Origin of the sequence: Gilliamella sp. Occ4-3, from assembly GCF_001690675.1 — a bacterium.
In the GTDB taxonomy this organism is placed as follows: Bacteria; Pseudomonadota; Gammaproteobacteria; order Enterobacterales; family Orbaceae; genus Gilliamella; species Gilliamella bombi.
This window is the reverse complement of sequence record NZ_LZHR01000047.1, coordinates 1-15974: the sequence shown is the minus strand read 5'-3', so window position 1 is coordinate 15974 and position 15974 is coordinate 1. Positions and strand designations below refer to the sequence as shown.

21 protein-coding genes and 5 pseudogenes are annotated in these 15974 nt (G+C 37.0%); 16 read left to right on the top strand and 10 right to left on the bottom strand.

Annotated elements, in window-relative coordinates:
• The 5 genes and pseudogenes from A9G44_RS05245 to A9G44_RS13065 all read right to left on the bottom strand — a co-directional run.
• A partial coding sequence (locus A9G44_RS05245; protein WP_065609582.1) for an IS5 family transposase occupies nt 1-690 on the bottom strand: 690 nt, incomplete at its 3' end.
• Between the two features lie 67 nt (nt 691-757).
• Entirely contained in the window at nt 758-1003 is a 246-nt protein-coding gene (locus A9G44_RS05240; protein WP_065609580.1) for a hypothetical protein, read from the bottom strand.
• 569 nt (nt 1004-1572) lie between these two features.
• Complete coding sequence (locus tag A9G44_RS05235; protein ID WP_065609578.1) at nt 1573-1962, bottom strand: Imm50 family immunity protein; 390 nt, start codon at nt 1960-1962, stop codon at nt 1573-1575.
• Between the two features lie 440 nt (nt 1963-2402).
• Nucleotides 2403-2831, bottom strand: a complete 429-nt coding sequence (locus tag A9G44_RS05230; RefSeq protein WP_065609576.1) for a hypothetical protein — start codon at nt 2829-2831, stop codon at nt 2403-2405.
• Between the two features lie 104 nt (nt 2832-2935).
• Nucleotides 2936-3180: pseudogene (locus A9G44_RS13065) on the bottom strand (integrase core domain-containing protein); the annotation flags it as partial.
• Nucleotides 3181-3543: 363 nt separating this feature from the next.
• Here A9G44_RS13065 and A9G44_RS05225 point away from each other — a divergent pair.
• From A9G44_RS05225 to A9G44_RS14015, 6 genes and pseudogenes are all read left to right on the top strand, one after another.
• Nucleotides 3544-3903, top strand: coding sequence for a hypothetical protein (locus A9G44_RS05225; protein ID WP_065609574.1), 360 nt, complete (start codon nt 3544-3546; stop codon nt 3901-3903).
• A gap of 137 nt (nt 3904-4040) precedes the next feature.
• Nucleotides 4041-4293: pseudogene (locus tag A9G44_RS14020) on the top strand (RHS repeat domain-containing protein); the annotation flags it as partial.
• Nucleotides 4294-4618: 325 nt separating this feature from the next.
• Nucleotides 4619-4963 carry a hypothetical protein gene (locus tag A9G44_RS05220; RefSeq protein ID WP_065609572.1) on the top strand — a complete coding sequence of 115 codons (345 nt, stop codon included), beginning with the start codon at nt 4619-4621 and terminating at the stop codon, nt 4961-4963.
• A gap of 229 nt (nt 4964-5192) precedes the next feature.
• Nucleotides 5193-5555: a hypothetical protein gene (locus tag A9G44_RS05215; protein WP_065609570.1), complete on the top strand. Its 363-nt coding sequence runs from the start codon at nt 5193-5195 to the stop codon at nt 5553-5555.
• Between the two features lie 30 nt (nt 5556-5585).
• Nucleotides 5586-5765 (top strand): hypothetical protein, encoded by a 180-nt coding sequence (locus tag A9G44_RS05210; protein WP_065609568.1) that lies wholly within the window; start codon nt 5586-5588, stop codon nt 5763-5765.
• Nucleotides 5756-5917 (top strand): NTF2 fold immunity protein, encoded by a 162-nt coding sequence (locus A9G44_RS14015; protein ID WP_081298263.1) that lies wholly within the window; start codon nt 5756-5758, stop codon nt 5915-5917. The genes A9G44_RS05210 and A9G44_RS14015 overlap by 10 nt, the downstream gene beginning before the upstream one ends.
• A gap of 4 nt (nt 5918-5921) precedes the next feature.
• Here the strand turns inward: A9G44_RS14015 and A9G44_RS14010 are convergent.
• Nucleotides 5922-6080 (bottom strand): annotated as a pseudogene (locus A9G44_RS14010) (integrase core domain-containing protein); the annotation flags it as partial.
• A 12-nt stretch (nt 6081-6092) separates the two neighbouring features.
• Nucleotides 6093-6746 (bottom strand): DDE-type integrase/transposase/recombinase, encoded by a 654-nt coding sequence (locus A9G44_RS05205; protein ID WP_081298261.1) that lies wholly within the window; start codon nt 6744-6746, stop codon nt 6093-6095.
• A 336-nt stretch (nt 6747-7082) separates the two neighbouring features.
• On the opposite strand from A9G44_RS05205, the pseudogene A9G44_RS14005 reads away from it, so the two are divergent.
• The 7 genes and pseudogenes from A9G44_RS14005 to A9G44_RS05155 all read left to right on the top strand — a co-directional run.
• Nucleotides 7083-7616 (top strand): annotated as a pseudogene (locus A9G44_RS14005) (RHS repeat domain-containing protein); the annotation flags it as partial.
• Nucleotides 7611-7931 (top strand): HNH/endonuclease VII fold putative polymorphic toxin, encoded by a 321-nt coding sequence (locus A9G44_RS14000; protein WP_442902927.1) that lies wholly within the window; start codon nt 7611-7613, stop codon nt 7929-7931. The pseudogene A9G44_RS14005 and the gene A9G44_RS14000, both read left to right, overlap by 6 nt.
• Complete coding sequence (locus tag A9G44_RS05190; RefSeq protein WP_065609564.1) at nt 7931-8440, top strand: hypothetical protein; 510 nt, start codon at nt 7931-7933, stop codon at nt 8438-8440. The genes A9G44_RS14000 and A9G44_RS05190 overlap by 1 nt, the downstream gene beginning before the upstream one ends.
• Before the next feature lie 96 nt (nt 8441-8536).
• The gene (locus A9G44_RS13270; protein WP_218837536.1) at nt 8537-9751 is read left to right on the top strand and encodes an RHS repeat domain-containing protein; all 1215 of its coding nucleotides are present in this window, start codon (nt 8537-8539) and stop codon (nt 9749-9751) included.
• Nucleotides 9751-10170: a hypothetical protein gene (locus tag A9G44_RS05175; protein WP_065609560.1), complete on the top strand. Its 420-nt coding sequence runs from the start codon at nt 9751-9753 to the stop codon at nt 10168-10170. Before A9G44_RS13270 ends, A9G44_RS05175 begins: the two co-directional genes overlap by 1 nt.
• Nucleotides 10171-10211: 41 nt before the next feature.
• Complete coding sequence (locus A9G44_RS13045; protein WP_081298260.1) at nt 10212-12128, top strand: RHS repeat-associated core domain-containing protein; 1917 nt, start codon at nt 10212-10214, stop codon at nt 12126-12128.
• Nucleotides 12128-12616, top strand: a complete 489-nt coding sequence (locus A9G44_RS05155; RefSeq protein WP_065609552.1) for a pentapeptide repeat-containing protein — start codon at nt 12128-12130, stop codon at nt 12614-12616. The genes A9G44_RS13045 and A9G44_RS05155 overlap by 1 nt, the downstream gene beginning before the upstream one ends.
• Nucleotides 12617-12772: 156 nt before the next feature.
• On the opposite strand, the pseudogene A9G44_RS13995 reads toward A9G44_RS05155, so the two are convergent.
• Nucleotides 12773-12918 (bottom strand): annotated as a pseudogene (locus A9G44_RS13995) (IS256 family transposase); the annotation flags it as partial.
• Between the two features lie 199 nt (nt 12919-13117).
• Here A9G44_RS13995 and A9G44_RS05150 point away from each other — a divergent pair.
• Together A9G44_RS05150 and A9G44_RS05145 are read left to right on the top strand one after the other, a co-directional pair.
• Entirely contained in the window at nt 13118-13888 is a 771-nt protein-coding gene (locus tag A9G44_RS05150) for an RHS repeat domain-containing protein (protein WP_065609550.1), read from the top strand.
• Nucleotides 13881-14333, top strand: coding sequence for a hypothetical protein (locus tag A9G44_RS05145; RefSeq protein ID WP_065609548.1), 453 nt, complete (start codon nt 13881-13883; stop codon nt 14331-14333). Before A9G44_RS05150 ends, A9G44_RS05145 begins: the two co-directional genes overlap by 8 nt.
• Before the next feature lie 386 nt (nt 14334-14719).
• Here the strand turns inward: A9G44_RS05145 and A9G44_RS05140 are convergent, their stop codons facing one another.
• Nucleotides 14720-14923, bottom strand: a complete 204-nt coding sequence (locus tag A9G44_RS05140; protein ID WP_143426318.1) for a hypothetical protein — start codon at nt 14921-14923, stop codon at nt 14720-14722.
• On the opposite strand from A9G44_RS05140, the gene A9G44_RS13265 reads away from it, so the two are divergent.
• Complete coding sequence (locus tag A9G44_RS13265; protein WP_143426317.1) at nt 14903-15277, top strand: hypothetical protein; 375 nt, start codon at nt 14903-14905, stop codon at nt 15275-15277. The two genes, A9G44_RS05140 and A9G44_RS13265, sit on opposite strands and share 21 nt — an antisense overlap.
• Before the next feature lie 35 nt (nt 15278-15312).
• Here the strand turns inward: A9G44_RS13265 and A9G44_RS05135 are convergent.
• A partial coding sequence (locus tag A9G44_RS05135) for an IS3 family transposase (protein WP_065609544.1) occupies nt 15313-15974 on the bottom strand: 662 nt, incomplete at its 5' end.

Below are 15974 nucleotides of genomic sequence, written 5' to 3'. Positions count from 1 at the left end.
GTATCTAGTTGATATTGAACGATATTGCTTGATTCTAGCAAAGGCATTCTCGACTAAATGACGATAGCGATAAAGGCACCTATCCATACTGCTTTTATCTATATCCTTACCATAATTACGTTTAGCAATCACCGTTCGTCCGCCTTTTTGACGAACAAAGCACCGAAAAGGCTCGCTGTCATAACCTTTATCGGCTATCACTGTATTCACTTCATCGAGCTTTTCAACTAGGTTTTCTGCATAAGTGATATCATGTCGTTGTCCTTCAGAAAGCTCAAAACAAATAGGCAAACCACCACTATCAACCGCAAGATGAATTTTAGTTGAATTACCACCACAGCTCTGACCTATTTGCTCGGAATACTCCGTTGCAGCGCCTGTACTATGTTGATGAGCCCTGATAATCGAGCCATCTAGGAACACCCATTCAAAATCCGCTAGTTGTGATAAATGTTTGAAAATATCAACTAATATTCCTTTTTTAGACCACAAATTAAATCGCCTATAGACAGTGCTCCATTCACCAAACTCTTCTGGCAAATCTCGCCAAGGAATACCGGTTCTCATTCGGAAAAGGATCCCTTCAAACGTCATCCGATGCTCGGATTTATTATAAACTCGGCCGGTATTTTTCATTATTTGTAGTAGCTTTTCCCACCGTTTATCTGTCAGCATTGTTGTTCTTGGCATGATGAATCGAGTTATGGTTGTTTTTGGCTGAATTATTGTAACTCACATCATGCCGTCTAAAAAATAATCACGAAAGATCAACACGCCCTATTTTGTCATCTAAACTTTCAACAATAATCATATCTGATGTCCAAAAATATAAGCCATTACAACACTCTTTTGTTTCTTTATACTTATTTAAAATAGAAATTATATTTTCGATAGTGAAAAATGTTGCAGTATACCGCTTTCCATTGTCTAAAAAAACTTCAACATCAACATTATCATTTACCAGATTAAGATCTTGATCATATTTTAAAATTTTAATATTCAAAATACTTAAGCTCCTATACCAAATACTTTTAAAACTTCATTGATAACTGTTTGCTGGTTAGCCTTGTTAGATTTACCTAAACCTAATATTTCAATTATACTATCATTTATTTCTCTAAAATAAACATATGCCCCATATCGATCTCTAGCTTCAGAAATTCGTTGGTTCCAATACCTAGATTTTTATTATTTAAAAAGCTGTTCTATTAAATGATCGATACTTGATTGATGCGATTTTCCTGTAATCTCGACTTCTTTAACAAGATTATTACTTTCTTATTCGCGAATAAATTTTAAACAACTAAAACCCCACGATTCAAGCCACACACAATTCAACTAGATATGGCTGAGTAAATCTACCTATACCCAGATCATAATACCCTGAAAGTATTGTAATGTAAGCTGGTTTCCACTATCTAAATATCGTCCCTGATATCTGATTTTGTACAATTGATTCGTGTTCGATTTCCTGAATCCGTTTTATCCCAAAGTTGAAAGCTGCATTCCCTTTGCGGTCTATTTGATGTTTTTGATGCACCGAGCTAATAAAAATTTATTTCATCTTTATTTTTAATTCCATCTTTCATCTATATAGGGAGTTATACTTTCTATAATTAAAAACTTTGATTTACAGTAAAGTTGTAATTTGTTATGTTGAACTGTTATTTCAGAATAATCAGTAAAAGAATTGATGGTTGGTGAACAGAAAAAACCAATTTTTGAACCAGACATATTTAACTGAACTATCTCATTAAAAGTAATAATTAAATTTAATGCATTAAATTCAACTTTATCCCATTTTTTAGGGTAAATTTTGGGGATTTCCTTGCAATTTAAATGACATTTAAACTCTGAATAGCTGTCAAATGAAACACTATTCAATTCAATAGATTGAAAATTAAATTCGTTATTAAACATAAATTGAATTTTTTCTCTGCCTAATGCGTTTTCAAACCACATATCAATTCCTTTAGAAAAATTATGATGACCAGGAGTTCCAGAAACATAACCAGTATCCTGATTATTTGAAGGTCTAACATTATATTTGATTCAGTACCATGACTCTGTTCTGTTTTAGAGTACCCAAAACTATACTCTTGAATGAAGGTGGATTTTCTTTTTTTATCAATACATTCACTTTATTGCTGACCATTTCCAGCAATCATAATATTGCTATCTCGTAAAGATGACCGTGTAATGGTGATTGATTGGTATACCAACACCACGCTTACCTATCTAAATGCATCTCTTCGACTTTTACCATCATACGATGTTTTCTTATTTTTTAACCAAATAGATCAAACCAAATCAACCCATTAGGCACATAATGATACAGATTAACCTACCCCAACAGCTGAATCGAGATTATCAGGATAAAGCGTCCGCAGTTGAATATGTATTTATTTTATTTTTTCATTAAGAATATTAATAAACAAATTATATATATTCTGGCAAAAATTTGAATTTTCAATTGCTTCAGGTAACACGAGTACATAATAAAATACATTATCAAAATGCAAATTTATATCATAAGGTTCAAAATCAGAATCATTATCAAATTCAAATAGTGTAGCGATTCCATTCAACGTTGTATTTTTTGCCTCAACTCCAAAACAACCTTCACCATTAATATCCAAATTATAGCCATTCTCAAGGTGATAATCTTGCATTTCATCATTTTTATAGAAAAATAGAAATTCTTCATCTCGAAAACTATCTTGTTTATATTTATAATTAATAGACGCTATTTTTTTGATCAATGAAGAAAATACATCATCTATCAACTTATTAGTGTAAAAGCCATACATAACACCTGTCCATTCAGTCATATATTTATCTCCTAAACTGTTTGCATCCGGAAATGCAGTATTTAATATCATCTCGGAGCTTATTTGTAAATACCCCAAACTCAGTACACAACTCGCGTAGAAAATTAAACTGCTTGTTTTACTGTTTTATACTCAATCGGTGTCATGTTATTTAATGCCTCATGCGGTCTTTCGGTATTATAAATTGTTAACCATTCTTCAGTTATTCTCCTTGCTTGTGCTAAGTTGTTAAAAAGATATAAATCGAGTACTTCAGTACGATAGGTACGATTAAATCTTTCAATATAGCCATTTTGATAAGGGCACCGAGCTGGATATAATCAATGGTTATATCATGTGATTTAGCCCAGTTTATCTAAAATAGCTACGATTTGATGTTCAGTCATTTTTTTCATAATTAACCCCCTTTTCTTTTATCATAGAGAATTTTCTACTTTTTTGCTGTACTATTTTAGGGAATAGTTACACTGAGCCTAATCGTTTCTCAAGAGCTAGATTTAAGTATAAGGGTGATGGATATCAAATATATGGACATGGCACGGATTTTTCCGCGGAAGCCAAATGGCTAACATCTAACTTAGCAAATGGTCTAATGGCTTGTATTACCAATACCTTAAATAAGCAGAATCATAGAACTGATGTAATATGGGAACCTTTTCGTAGTGACAATAATGGGGCTCAGATTTTATTAAATGGATCAGGATATTAATTTATGAACGAGAATATACTATACAATTTTTTGAAAAATAAACCATCCTTTTTAGATTATGATGATGAACTAAAACTAATAGGTATTATGACTAAACTACCTATGAGTTGGTTCATTAAAAATAAAGATGAATTTATTGATGCTTTAATGAATTTATCTGACTCACATACGATAGGTAGTGGATTTTTATTCCAAGATGAAAATGACGATATTATATTTGATAATTTTTGTGAATGGCTAAAAGAAGTAAATAATAAAACCGGCATACCGACATTAATGTATATTGATGATTTTGATCCAAAAGAACTAGGACTAGATGAATTTAGAAAAAATATTAGAAAAGATGAAAATACAGATAAGTAAGATCTAAACACTATTAGATCTAAATCTTTATACGTCTTGAATTGGTATTTAGGGGTATTATCATAATTTATTAAGAAAAATGTTTAGTCAATAAATATTTAACAAAATAAAAGGCTATTCATTAATACTAGAAAGTACCGGAAGAACTAACCGATGCAAACGGCGAAATACTGTGGGAATGCAACTTTCAGCTGTGGGGAAAACGGATTCATGAAATCGAACACGAATCAGTAGAGCAAAACCTCAGATATCAGGGACAATATTTAGACAGGAAAACCAGTTTACATTACAATACTTTCAAGTATTATGCTCCGGATATAGGCTGATTTACCCAGCCAGATCCGATTGGGTTGCTGGAAGGGGGTTAATCTGTATCAGTATGCGTTTAATGGAGTGGTTTGAATTGATCTGTGGAGGGGGAGTTTACCAGAAGATATGTATAAAACGATTTTCAACTTAAGGCTTCTATTGAAAGTAAATATCCAGGAATTTTGGAGATAGTTTTATCCGGTAAAATGGTGTTTTCCTAGGAAAAGCACTGGCTGGGATTGATTGGTCAACTACATGGTACCATCATGAAAGAGTCGGTGTTTTATTGCAGTTAGTTGGCAAGAAAGATCATAACTCTAGATATCTTGATTATCACCTTAAAGGCTTATGGAGGAAAGAACTCATGGGGCGGTGGTTCGTATTGTAGTAAAATTTGAGGATACCAATGAATAGCTTTAAATCTATATATGAATTAATAAAGAACCTTAATCTTCTAGACCAAGGGGAATGGATTTATGCAAATTTAAATTCGTGGAATAGTAATCCAGAATATACAGAGTTTTATTATATTCCATGGGATTACATTCAAAATTTAGATGATGATGAGATATATCTTGATGAAGAAGATATGGAAATGCCTCTTGCTGTTAAAGGATTAAATTTAAGAGGATGGATGCTGGTTGGTTCTTTAGACTATGTAACCCAAAATAAATCAGACTTTGAGCATGATAATAAATGGCTGATTGATGAAATAAATTATTATCGAAATAATGATACATTTAGAACATAAATATAAATTTGGCAAAATTACTCTAATTCTTTTGCTCATCCATTAATTAATTCACTAATTATTTAATAATAACAAAGATTAGCGGCTAATTAAAAAAAACGATACCTAGAGCATACTGTTACACTATTATTATAACCCACAGGGCACATCGCTACTTATCCCGCCAATGATATGAAATTTGGTGAATATCAAAAGCTACTTAATCGAATTGAATGGAATTAACTTATAAATGGCGAAACTTATTATTGATGAAAAAGAAGCATTTACAGATTTAAAAAGAATAATGCGATCATGGAATCTGAATGATAACTCAGAGAAATTAATGGATGAATTTTTCGAAAAACTAATCCAATTTAAATGGAATAGAAAAAAGATATATAATTTTACATTTGTGTATATAAAAGATAACTTATCTGATTTGGATTACAATGATATACCCGCGGTTGCTTTTGATTATTTAAGTGATATAGAAACATCAATTATTGGTTATTGTAGCTATGGTTCAATTTTGAAAATTCCTGATGAACCACAAAATCCAGATGAACTAATAGCTTATGTTAGAGGTGAAAAATGGAAAGATTGTGTTGAGTAAAATATTTAACAAATAGGAGAACTAAACTAAATGAATTTAGAAAATGCAAAAAATACATTAAAAGAATTTATTATGGCGATGAATCACTGGGAAGTCCATTATTATCCATTAGTAAAAAATGATTTATCGAATGATGTTCGTTTAAAAATGATTAATAATTTAAATTTTGTACAAAAAAAGAACGAAAATATGGTAGGCAAATTTCATTAGGGTGTGGAAATCCGCCTGAATATTCGCCAGATGAAAAGATATTAAAAACTAAGGAATTAAAAGGCAATAAAGCAACTATTTATACTCAAGAACAAAATGGGGTAGAAGATCAATTTTGTAAATATCCCAAACTTAGTACACAACTCACGTAGAAAATTAAGCTGCTTGTTTTAGTGTTTTATACTCAATCGGTGTCATGTTATTTAATGCCTCATGCGGTCTTTCGGTGTTATAAATCGTTAGCCATTCTTCGGTTATTTTCCTTGCTTGTGCTAAGTTGTTAAAAAGATATAAATCGAGTACTTCAGTACGATAGGTACGATTAAATCATTCAATATAGCCATTTTGATAAGGGCTACCAGGCTTTATATAATCAATGACTATATCATGTGATTTAGCCCAGTTTATAAAGGTTTTTCCTGTAAATTCTGGTCCATTATCGACCCGTATTTTTAATGGATATCCATGATATTCGGCCAGTTTATCTAAGTAACGGGTAATCCTTCCTGCTGGTAAGCTCACTGCAATATCAATACCTAACGCCTCACGATTAAAGTCATCGATGACATTGAATGTCCTAAAGCGACGTTGATTACGGCTACTATCACTCATAAAATCCATTGACCAACATTCACCTTGTTTATTAGGCACAAATAGCTTTTCCGGGCATCGTGGAGGAATGCGTTTTTTTCGTTTTACTCTGAGATTAAGCTTTAATTCACAATACACCCGATAAACACGCTTATGGTTCCATTGATAGCCGAGCTTTTTGATACGATTAAAGCATTTAGGAAAGCCCCAGCGTAAATGCTGGTCTGTGATAGCATTCAATACCGAAACAATCACCGAATCATCCTGTAACTTAGGTTGATAATAGTAAGCACAACGGCTTAAGCCAACAATGGCACAACTCATAGCAATAGTAACTGAATGATTTTGTTGTAGTTGCTGTGCCCACGTTTTACGTGCCTTTGTGGGCACTAAAGCTTTTTTATGATTTCTTCCTGAAGCTGTGACTTCAAACTTAGCTTAGCCCAGCAAGCATCTGTTTAAATTTACGATTTTCCGCCTTTAATTCTTTTAGAAGTTTGATGTCTGAAGTTTCCATACCGCCATATCTCCCCGCCATTTATAAAAAGTTAAATTACCCATGCCATATTTACGGCACAGCTCTTTAACGGGCCCCCCCTGCCTCTGCTTCTTTTAAAATAGATACGATTTAATGTTCAGTCATTTTTTCCTCATTAAATCCTCTTTTACTTTTATCATAGAGGATTTTCTATTTTTGGGCTGTACTATTTTAGGGGATAGTTACAATACCGCTACCTCTATGACGCCCTTGGCAGACGTATCGAAAAACAGAAGTTAGACCGCGAAGGCAAATCCTACAACCGTACCCGCTTCCTGTGGGACGGGTTAAGAATGATTCAGGAAACCGGCCCGAATCACCCCACTAGCCTGTATATCTATACCGACCAGAACAGCTACGAACCACTGGCGCGTATAGATAAAGGCTGCGAAGATGAAAGAGTCATGTATTTTCACACCGACCTGAACGGCTGTCCGGAAGAACTGACCGATGCAAACGGTGAATTACTGTGGGAATGCAGCTTTCAGCTATGGGGAAAACGGATTCATGAAATCGAACATGAATCAGTAGAGCAAAACCTCAGATATCAGGGACAATATTTAGACAGAGAAACCGGCTTACATTACAATACTTTCAGGTATTATGATCCGGATATAGGTAGATTTACCCAGCCAGACCCGATTGGTTTAGCTGGCGGATTGAATCTGTATCAGTATGCGCCTAATGGGTTGACTTGGATTGATCCGATTGGTTTGATGTGTAGTATTACAAGTTTCAAAGCAGCCTTTAGAGAAGCAAAACGGAGATTAAGAATTCCTCGTAATACAAATACCCCAAAACCAATAAAGGTTTATGATAATAAATATGAAAACAGAACGGTTTGGGAGTATAAAGTTGATGGAAATAAAAAATACATAATTTTACACGAGGAAGATAAATTTGGTCGTGGTCCTCATTTTCATACTGCTGATGATTTGCACGGTGATCCTCTCAAATCAAAAGTAAGATATAATCAACATGATGGACATATTCCGGAAAATATGACAGGAATTACAAACATTAAAGGAAGAAAGTAATGTCATTATCTTTAAAAGAAAAATTAAAATTATCAGTTATTGAAAAAGAAAAAAAGACAATTCTTCAAAATATCTCAAATAATTTACATATTGATAGTAATTCAATAACGTTTGAATCGCACGATTATAATGTATTTTTGTCAAAATTTATTGATAATATTGAGTATCAGCCAATAGATTTATCAGTGAATGAAAATTTATTATTTAACCAATTTTGTGATTTTTTGAATAGTATTAATAACAATAATTTAGTAGTTTTCCAAATTATTACTTGTAATACTTATTATTACTTAAAATTGCATATTAATAATATTAAGCAAAATCCAGCATTATTTTGGAATATAAAGGTGAATAATAGTAACAAGATTCTAGAGTGTTTGCTAGTTGCCATAAACAACTCTTTCGGGTTTTCAATTTTACCAACAGAGAATTTTTATGAGTTAAGAATATGGAATAGTGGAATGGCAACACATATTCAAACAACAAAATTAAGGGGTAACCGTTTATGATTGTACTAATAAACATAAGTCGCAAAGGCTTGTTGTTATTCTTCAGTTGTTATGCAATTTCCCCTTTAATAAATTCATTTTGAATATTTTCAAATATTGCCTCAGCCACTGCATTGTCATACGGACATCCCTTTTTACCGCTATGATCGCACCGGCAGAATTGAAGGCTGCCGCAACCAGAGATACTGGGAAACCCTGCAATACGATGCAGCAGCCAACCTGCTGGACAGCAAATACAGAGAAGACTACAGCAACCACAACCTGATTCGCTGTAACCAGTTGCTGCATTTCAGAAGCCACCACTACCACTACGACGAGCACGGCCGAACTGCCAGCAAACAGACCATCGGCGCCACCCAGCACTACCACTACGACGCTGACCACCGCCTGACTGAAGTACGCATTGAGCAAACAGGCCGCAGCCAGCGTTACGGCTACGTTTACGATGCTCTTGGCCGGCGTATTGAAAAGCATCAAATAGACCGCGAAGGCAAACCCTACAACCGTACCCGCTTCCTGTGGGACGGCTTAAGAATGATTCAGGAAACCGGCCCGAATCACCCCACCAGCCTGTATATCTATACCGACCAGAACAGCTACGAACCACTGGCACGGATAGATAAACGAGGTAATGACCCAGAAAGAGTCATGTACTTCCATACCGACCTGAACGGCTGTCCGGAAGAACTCACCGATGCAAACGGTGAAATACTGTGGGAATGCAGCTTTCAGCTGTGGGGAAAACGGATTCATGAAATCGAACACGAATCAGTAGAACAAAACCTCAGATATCAGGGACAATATTTAGACAGGGAAACTGGTTTACATTACAATACTTTCAGGTATTATGATCCGGATATTGGAAGATTTACCCAGCCAGACCCGATAGGGCTGCTGGGTGGCTTGAATCTGTATCAGTATGCGCCTAATGGGTTGACTTGGATTGATCCGTGGGGGTTAAAAACTAAAGATGGAAACTATCATGGTCCAAAACCAGCATATGAAAATCCAGGACATCATGATCCGTCTTCTGGTAATTTTAGAGGAGGGGGAACTAAAACATCAATCTTACCAAGTAATGCAGAAGAGTTATATAAACATGCAATACCAGATAGAGAAGGTAAACATTGGTATGCCATGGATGAAAATGGAGTCATTCATCGCTATGGTAATAGTAACAATGGAAAAGTTCATTGGAATGGGAGTACTTCACAAAATAGAGGTATTGTTCTTCCCAAGGAAGTTCAGAGTAGATTTAACCAAATGAAAAAAGATGGGTTCTTTAAAAAATTACATAGAAAGGTATGTTAATGAATAATTTTTTTAAGATTACAACTTTTCTTTCAAATGATAAAAAATATTTATTTAGTAATTGTTGTTTTTTATCTAATGATATTGTTATTGGTGATTATGAACAAACAGTATTAGCAGGAACATTAAAATTATCATTCACTGATTTGCTTGACAGATTGATGAATTATAAATTAATAAATTTTAATTCAAATGAGATTAATAAATTTTTTAATATTTTTTCAGGTGATATAAATAATTCTTGCTTACCTACTTGTGTTGAATCATTCGATGGAAATTTTGGTATTTTATGCTTTATAAATAATGAAGAATATTTAGTTGTAAAAAAATGGGATTGTCCTATTCTTATTAAAGTAAAAATAAATAAGCAGGATTATATTGATTGTGTTCTTAAAGCAATAAAGAAGATAGATGGATAAAAAAATAATAAACTAATTGCGACAATGAAATTAGTTATTTAGTGTCTAATAGTTTTGGTTTTAATTACGACGCCTATGGCCGCCTCAACACCCTCATCAACGAAAACGGCGAACACTACCAGTTCCAATACGATGCTGCCGACCGCCTCATCGAACAAACCGATCTGGACGGGCGCAAACAGAAATACAGCTACGACCCCCTCGACAACATCAGCGCCGTGCACTTTGCTGCCGGCAGCAGTGCCGAAATCACCCACCGCTTCAAACGCGATGCCATCGGTCGCCTCATCGGCAAATACACCGCCGATGGCACCACCGCCTACCAGTACGATCAAGCCGACAACCTCATCAAAGTCGGCTACAAAAAAGCCGGCCTGCCCGCAGAGGCAGAACCCGATCTCATCACCTTCAGCTACGACCAGCTGGGTAACCTGCTGAGCGAAACCACCGCACAGGGCACCCTCAGCCACCAGTACGACCCACTGGGCAACCGCATCGCCACCACCCTGCCGGATGGGCGCACCATCAACAACCTCTATTACGGCTCCGGCCACCTGCACCAGATAAACATCGACGGCCACATCATCAGCGATATCGAACGCGACAACCTGCACCGCGAAATATCACGCACCCAAGGACGCCTGAACACCCAGTTCAAATACGACCGCAACAGCCGGCTGCAACGCAAACAGATACGGCGCAATCAGAATCCCATCCTGCCCGATATCCTCATCGAACGCAGCTACCAGTACGACAACCTAGACCGATTGGTAAGCAAAAAACACAGCAAACACGGCCAGACCGATTACCGCTATGATCGCACCGGCAGAATCGAAGGCTGCCGTAACCAGAGATACTGGGAAACCCTGCAATATGACGCAGCAGCCAACCTGCTGGACAGCAAATACAGAGAAGACTACAGCAACCATAACCTGATTCGCTGTAACCAGTTGCTGCATTTCAGAAGTCACCACTACCGCTATGACGAGCACGGCCGAACCCAAAGCAAACAGACCATCGGCGCCACCCAGCACTACCACTACGATGCTGACCACCGCCTGACTGAAGTACGCATCGAACAGCTCAACAAAACCGGACGATACCGCTACCTCTATGATGCCCTTGGCAGACGCATCGAAAAACAGAAGTTAGACCGCGAAGGCCAACCCTACAACCGTACCCGCTTCCTGTGGGACGGCTTAAGAATGATTCAGGAAACCGGCCCGAATCACCCCACCAGCCTGTATATCTATACCGACCAGAACAGCTACGAACCACTGGCGCGGATAGATAAACGAGGTAATGACCCAGAAAGAGTCATGTACTTTCACACCGACCTGAACGGCTGTCCGGAAGAACTTACCGACGAAAACGGTGAAATACTGTGGGAATGCAGCTTTCAGCTATGGGGAAAACGGATTCATGAAATTGAACATGAATCCATAGAACAAAACCTCAGATATCAGGGACAATATTTAGACAGAGAAACTGGTTTACATTACAATACTTTCAGGTACTATGATCCGGATATAGGTAGGTTTACCCAGCCAGACCCGATTGGGTTGCTAGGTGGATTTAATTTGTATCAGTATGCGCCTAATGGGTTGACTTGGGTGGATCCGTGGGGGTGGGCTAAATGTCCAATTACCAGTGGCTCCCAAGTTACTCCTAGCATTGTTAAAAAAGCTTTAAAAGGAGATACAATGCAGACAACACAAGGAACCGTTTCTCTTCCGGCAGTTCAACGTTATGTAGATAGACTATTACAAGGAGATACTCCGCCTCCAATAAAAGTAGATGGTAACGTAATCGTAGAAGGGAATCATCGTTATGTGGCTGGAAAAATTGTAGGTGTATTACCTCCTAAAACTCAAGGAACACTTGCACCAAGTAATATTCCAAAAATTAAACCTATGTCTGAAACAAAAGTTGACCTTTTTGATTGGGGGAATTATTAATGATTAAAATTCATTTTGAAGCTGGTTGCACTCAAGAATTTGATGTAACAACATTTGATGGTTTCGATTTTAGTAATTCGATATTACATACAGCTATATTTACAGGTTATTCTTTGCGTAATACAAATTTTAAATATGCTAATTTACGTAGTGTAAATTTTTCAGGTTGTATTTTAGATAATGCTGATTTTACAAATTCATTATTAATGAATTCAAATTTAATGAATGCATCATTATTAAATGCTGAGATGTCTAAATGTAAGTTAAATGGAGCTTTTTTACTAAATGCTAATTTGCAAGGAGTCAATTTATCAGAAGCTGATTTATTTAATGCAAATTTCAACGGAAGTAATTTAAAAGGTGCAAATGTAAATGCAATTAGAATAAATGAAGCTAGTTTTATAGGGGCAATATATGACAAATATACTATTTGGCCAAAATATTTCTCACCGGTAAATAAGGGAGCTATTTTGCAGCAAATACCATGAATATCAATTTTGCATATTACAGACCCAATCTTAATTTTTTGTGTATTTTGCTTTTACAGATAACCGTTAATTTTGTCACCAAATTCTATCATAAATCGGTTTATTATGCTTTCCAGTTGCGAGTCAATATCTGCTTATCTTCGTCATACTAATTTATATTGCTAAATAAATTACTTTCTTTACCAAATCATCAGTCGAGAAGGCTTTGTGCTTTTTGATAACGCAGCATATTACGCTGTTAATTTATTCTCTGGTATTTTGGTGTAAATTGTTTTACAGATTTCCTGTGGGTAAGCAAAAAGCCAAACAAACCGCCATCGGCATCAACGCTACTACTACGACGCTGATCACCGCCTGAGCGAAGTACGCATCGAACAGTCAGACCGCAGCCAACGTTACGGCTACGTCTACGATGCCTTAGGTCGGCGAATCGAAAAGCATCTGCTAGACCGTGATGGCAAACCCTACAACCGTACCCGCTTCCTGTGGGACGGCTTAAGAATGATTCAGGAAACCGGCCCGAATCACCCCACCAGCCTGTATATCTATACCGACCAGAACAGCTACGAACCACTGGCGCGGATAGATAAAGGCTGCGAAGATGAAAGAGTCATGTATTTTCATACCGACCTGAACGGCTGTCCGGAAGAACTTACCGACGAAAATGGCGAAATACTGTGGGAATGCAGCTTTCAGCTATGGGGAAAACGGATTCATGAAATCGAACATGAATCAGTAGAACAAAACCTCAGATATCAGGGACAATATTTAGACAGGGAAACTGGTTTACATTACAATACTTTCAGGTATTATGATCCGGATATAGGACGCTTTACCCAGCCGGATCCGATTGGGCTGCTGGGTGGCTTTAATCTGTATCAGTATGCGCCTAATGGGTTGACTTGTGTGGATCCGTGGGGGTTAATAAAATGTGGCCTTACAGGGAAGGAAGTTGGCAATGCAACTAACTTACCTATCATTAAGCGTGGTAGCCCTGAATGGAAGAAAGCAACTGAAATAATTCAGAGAGGTGGTAAATCCAATTTTAGAGTGAAGGATAAAGCTACTGCTGAACAACTGTTAAAAGATGCTAGAGGAAAGATAGAGATTCAGCCTACTTACTCTGAAATTCCATACAAAAAAGGGTATGAACATCACCCTAATGAATCGCATACAATAAATGCACCAGAGAATAATATACCCCACATAAAATGGAAGGATTGGAGTTTGGGTAAAAAATCTGGTGGAGCTGGGCATATATTTTATGAATAAAAAATTATTAACCATTGATGAAAAAAAATATCCTATTGCATGGAGATTTAATTCTAAAGATTGCTTGCTATCTTTTGATGAAAAAAGACAGATTATTTTTCTTGATACGGAGGAATCTAGTAATTTTTGGGATGTGACATTCCCATTTAACCATTTAATGAAAATGCATTCGTCATTTTGTTCTGTTATAGAAAAAATTAATTTGGATTTTGATCATCCTAACGAATCTTCTTTATTTTTCAAGAATAAATTAACAGACATTTCATTTGCTTTTTTCTTTTTTGGGAAAAAAGCGAGTGCGATTGTACCAGTGGATATTTTTGTAAAATCATGGGATGATTTTTTTTACCCAAGTGATGAAACAAGTATTCTTTTAATTCCCAATGGAAATAAAATGATTTTCTCTTATGAAAAAACATTTTTTTACGCAAATATATCCTTTTGATAAAGATTCAGAAAATACCAGTTGCTGATGTTACCAACTTTATTTTAGCAGATTATAGTTAAGTAAAACTGCAACCTGAGTGTAATAATCAATCTACTTACGTCCACCATTATACCCACAAAAAATTAATTGTTTAGACCAGCGAACAGAATAAATGCCCGTAGCACGTCACCCAAATCAAACAAGCACAGCGTGACGGCAACACCGACCACACTGAACGCGACAACCTGTACCGCGAAATATCACGCACCCAAGGACGCCTGAACACCCAGTTCAAATACGACCGCAACAGCCGGCTGCAACGCAAACAGATACGGCGCAATCAGAATCCCATCCTGCCCGATATCCTCATCGAACGCAGCTACCAGTACGACAACCTAGACCGATTAGTAAGCAAAAAACACAGCAAACACGGCCAGACCGATTACCGCTATGATCGCACCGGCAGAATCGAAGGCTGTCGCAACCAGAGATACTGGGAAACCCTGCAATACGATGCTGCTGCCAACCTGCTGGACAGCAAATACAGAGAAGACTACAGCAACCACAACCTGATTCGCTGTAACCAGTTGCTGCATTTCAGAAGCCATCACTACCGCTATGACGAGCACGGCAGAACTCAGACCAAACAAACCATCGGCGCCACCCAGCACTACCACTACGATGCTGACCACCGCCTGACTGAAGTACGTATCGAACAGCTCAACAAAACCGAACGATACCGCTACCTCTATGACGCCCTTGGCAGACGCATCGAAAAACAGAAGTTAGACCGCGAAGGCAAACCCTACAACCGTACCCGCTTCCTGTGGGACGGCTTAAGAATGATTCAGGAAACCGGCCCGAATCATCCTACCAGCCTGTATATCTATACCGACCAGAACAGCTACGAACCACTGGCGCGGATAGATAAAGGCTGCGAAGATGAAAGAGTCATGTTGTAAATGCCCCAAACTTAGTACACAACTCACGTAGAAAATTAAGCTGCTTGTTTTAGTGTTTTATACTCAATCGGTGTCATGTTATTTAATGCCTCATGCGGTCTTTCGGTGTTATAAATCGTTAGCCATTCTTCGGTTATTTTCCTTGCTTGTGCTAAGTTGTTAAAAAGATATAAATCTAGTACTTCAGTACGATAGGTACGATTAAATCGTTCAATATAGCCATTTTGATAAGGGCTACCAGGCTGGATATAATCAATGGTTATATTATGTGATTTAGCCCAGTTTATAAAGGTTTTTCCTGTAAATTCTGGCCCATTATCGACCCGTATTTTTAATGGATATCCATGATATTCAGCCAGTTTATCTAAGTAACGGGTAATCCTTCCTGCTGGTAAACTTACTGCAATATCAATCCCTAGCGCCTCACGATTAAAGTCATCGATAACATTGAATGTCCTAAAGCGACGTTGATTACGGCTACTATCACTCATAAAATCCATTGACCAACATTCACCTTGTTTATTAGGCACCAATAGCTTTTCCGGGCATCGTGGAGGAATGCGTTTTTTTCGTTTTACTCTGAGATTAAGCTTTAATTCACAATACACCCGATAAACACGCTTATGGTTCCATTGATAGCCGAGCTTTCTGATACGATTAAAGCATTTAGGAAAGCCCCAGCGTAAATGCCGGTCTG

Excerpts from the sequence above, each read along its gene's own strand:
- A9G44_RS05235 (WP_065609578.1), bottom strand. The coding sequence starts at position 1,962 with ATGTGGTTTGAAAACGCATTAGGCAGAGAAAAAATTCAATTTATGTTT.
- A9G44_RS05230 (WP_065609576.1), bottom strand. The coding sequence starts at position 2,831 with ATGACTGAATGGACAGGTGTTATGTATGGCTTTTACACTAATAAGTTG.
- A9G44_RS05225 (WP_065609574.1), top strand. The coding sequence starts at position 3,544 with ATGAACGAGAATATACTATACAATTTTTTGAAAAATAAACCATCCTTT.
- A9G44_RS05220 (WP_065609572.1), top strand. The coding sequence starts at position 4,619 with ATGAATAGCTTTAAATCTATATATGAATTAATAAAGAACCTTAATCTT.
- A9G44_RS05215 (WP_065609570.1), top strand. The coding sequence starts at position 5,193 with ATGGCGAAACTTATTATTGATGAAAAAGAAGCATTTACAGATTTAAAA.
- A9G44_RS05210 (WP_065609568.1), top strand. The coding sequence starts at position 5,586 with ATGAATTTAGAAAATGCAAAAAATACATTAAAAGAATTTATTATGGCG.
- A9G44_RS14000 (WP_442902927.1), top strand. The coding sequence starts at position 7,611 with ATGTGTAGTATTACAAGTTTCAAAGCAGCCTTTAGAGAAGCAAAACGG.
- A9G44_RS05190 (WP_065609564.1), top strand. The coding sequence starts at position 7,931 with ATGTCATTATCTTTAAAAGAAAAATTAAAATTATCAGTTATTGAAAAA.
- A9G44_RS05175 (WP_065609560.1), top strand. The coding sequence starts at position 9,751 with ATGAATAATTTTTTTAAGATTACAACTTTTCTTTCAAATGATAAAAAA.
- A9G44_RS05155 (WP_065609552.1), top strand. The coding sequence starts at position 12,128 with ATGATTAAAATTCATTTTGAAGCTGGTTGCACTCAAGAATTTGATGTA.
- A9G44_RS05150 (WP_065609550.1), top strand. The coding sequence starts at position 13,118 with ATGATTCAGGAAACCGGCCCGAATCACCCCACCAGCCTGTATATCTAT.
- A9G44_RS05145 (WP_065609548.1), top strand. The coding sequence starts at position 13,881 with ATGAATAAAAAATTATTAACCATTGATGAAAAAAAATATCCTATTGCA.
- A9G44_RS05140 (WP_143426318.1), bottom strand. The coding sequence starts at position 14,923 with ATGGCTTCTGAAATGCAGCAACTGGTTACAGCGAATCAGGTTGTGGTT.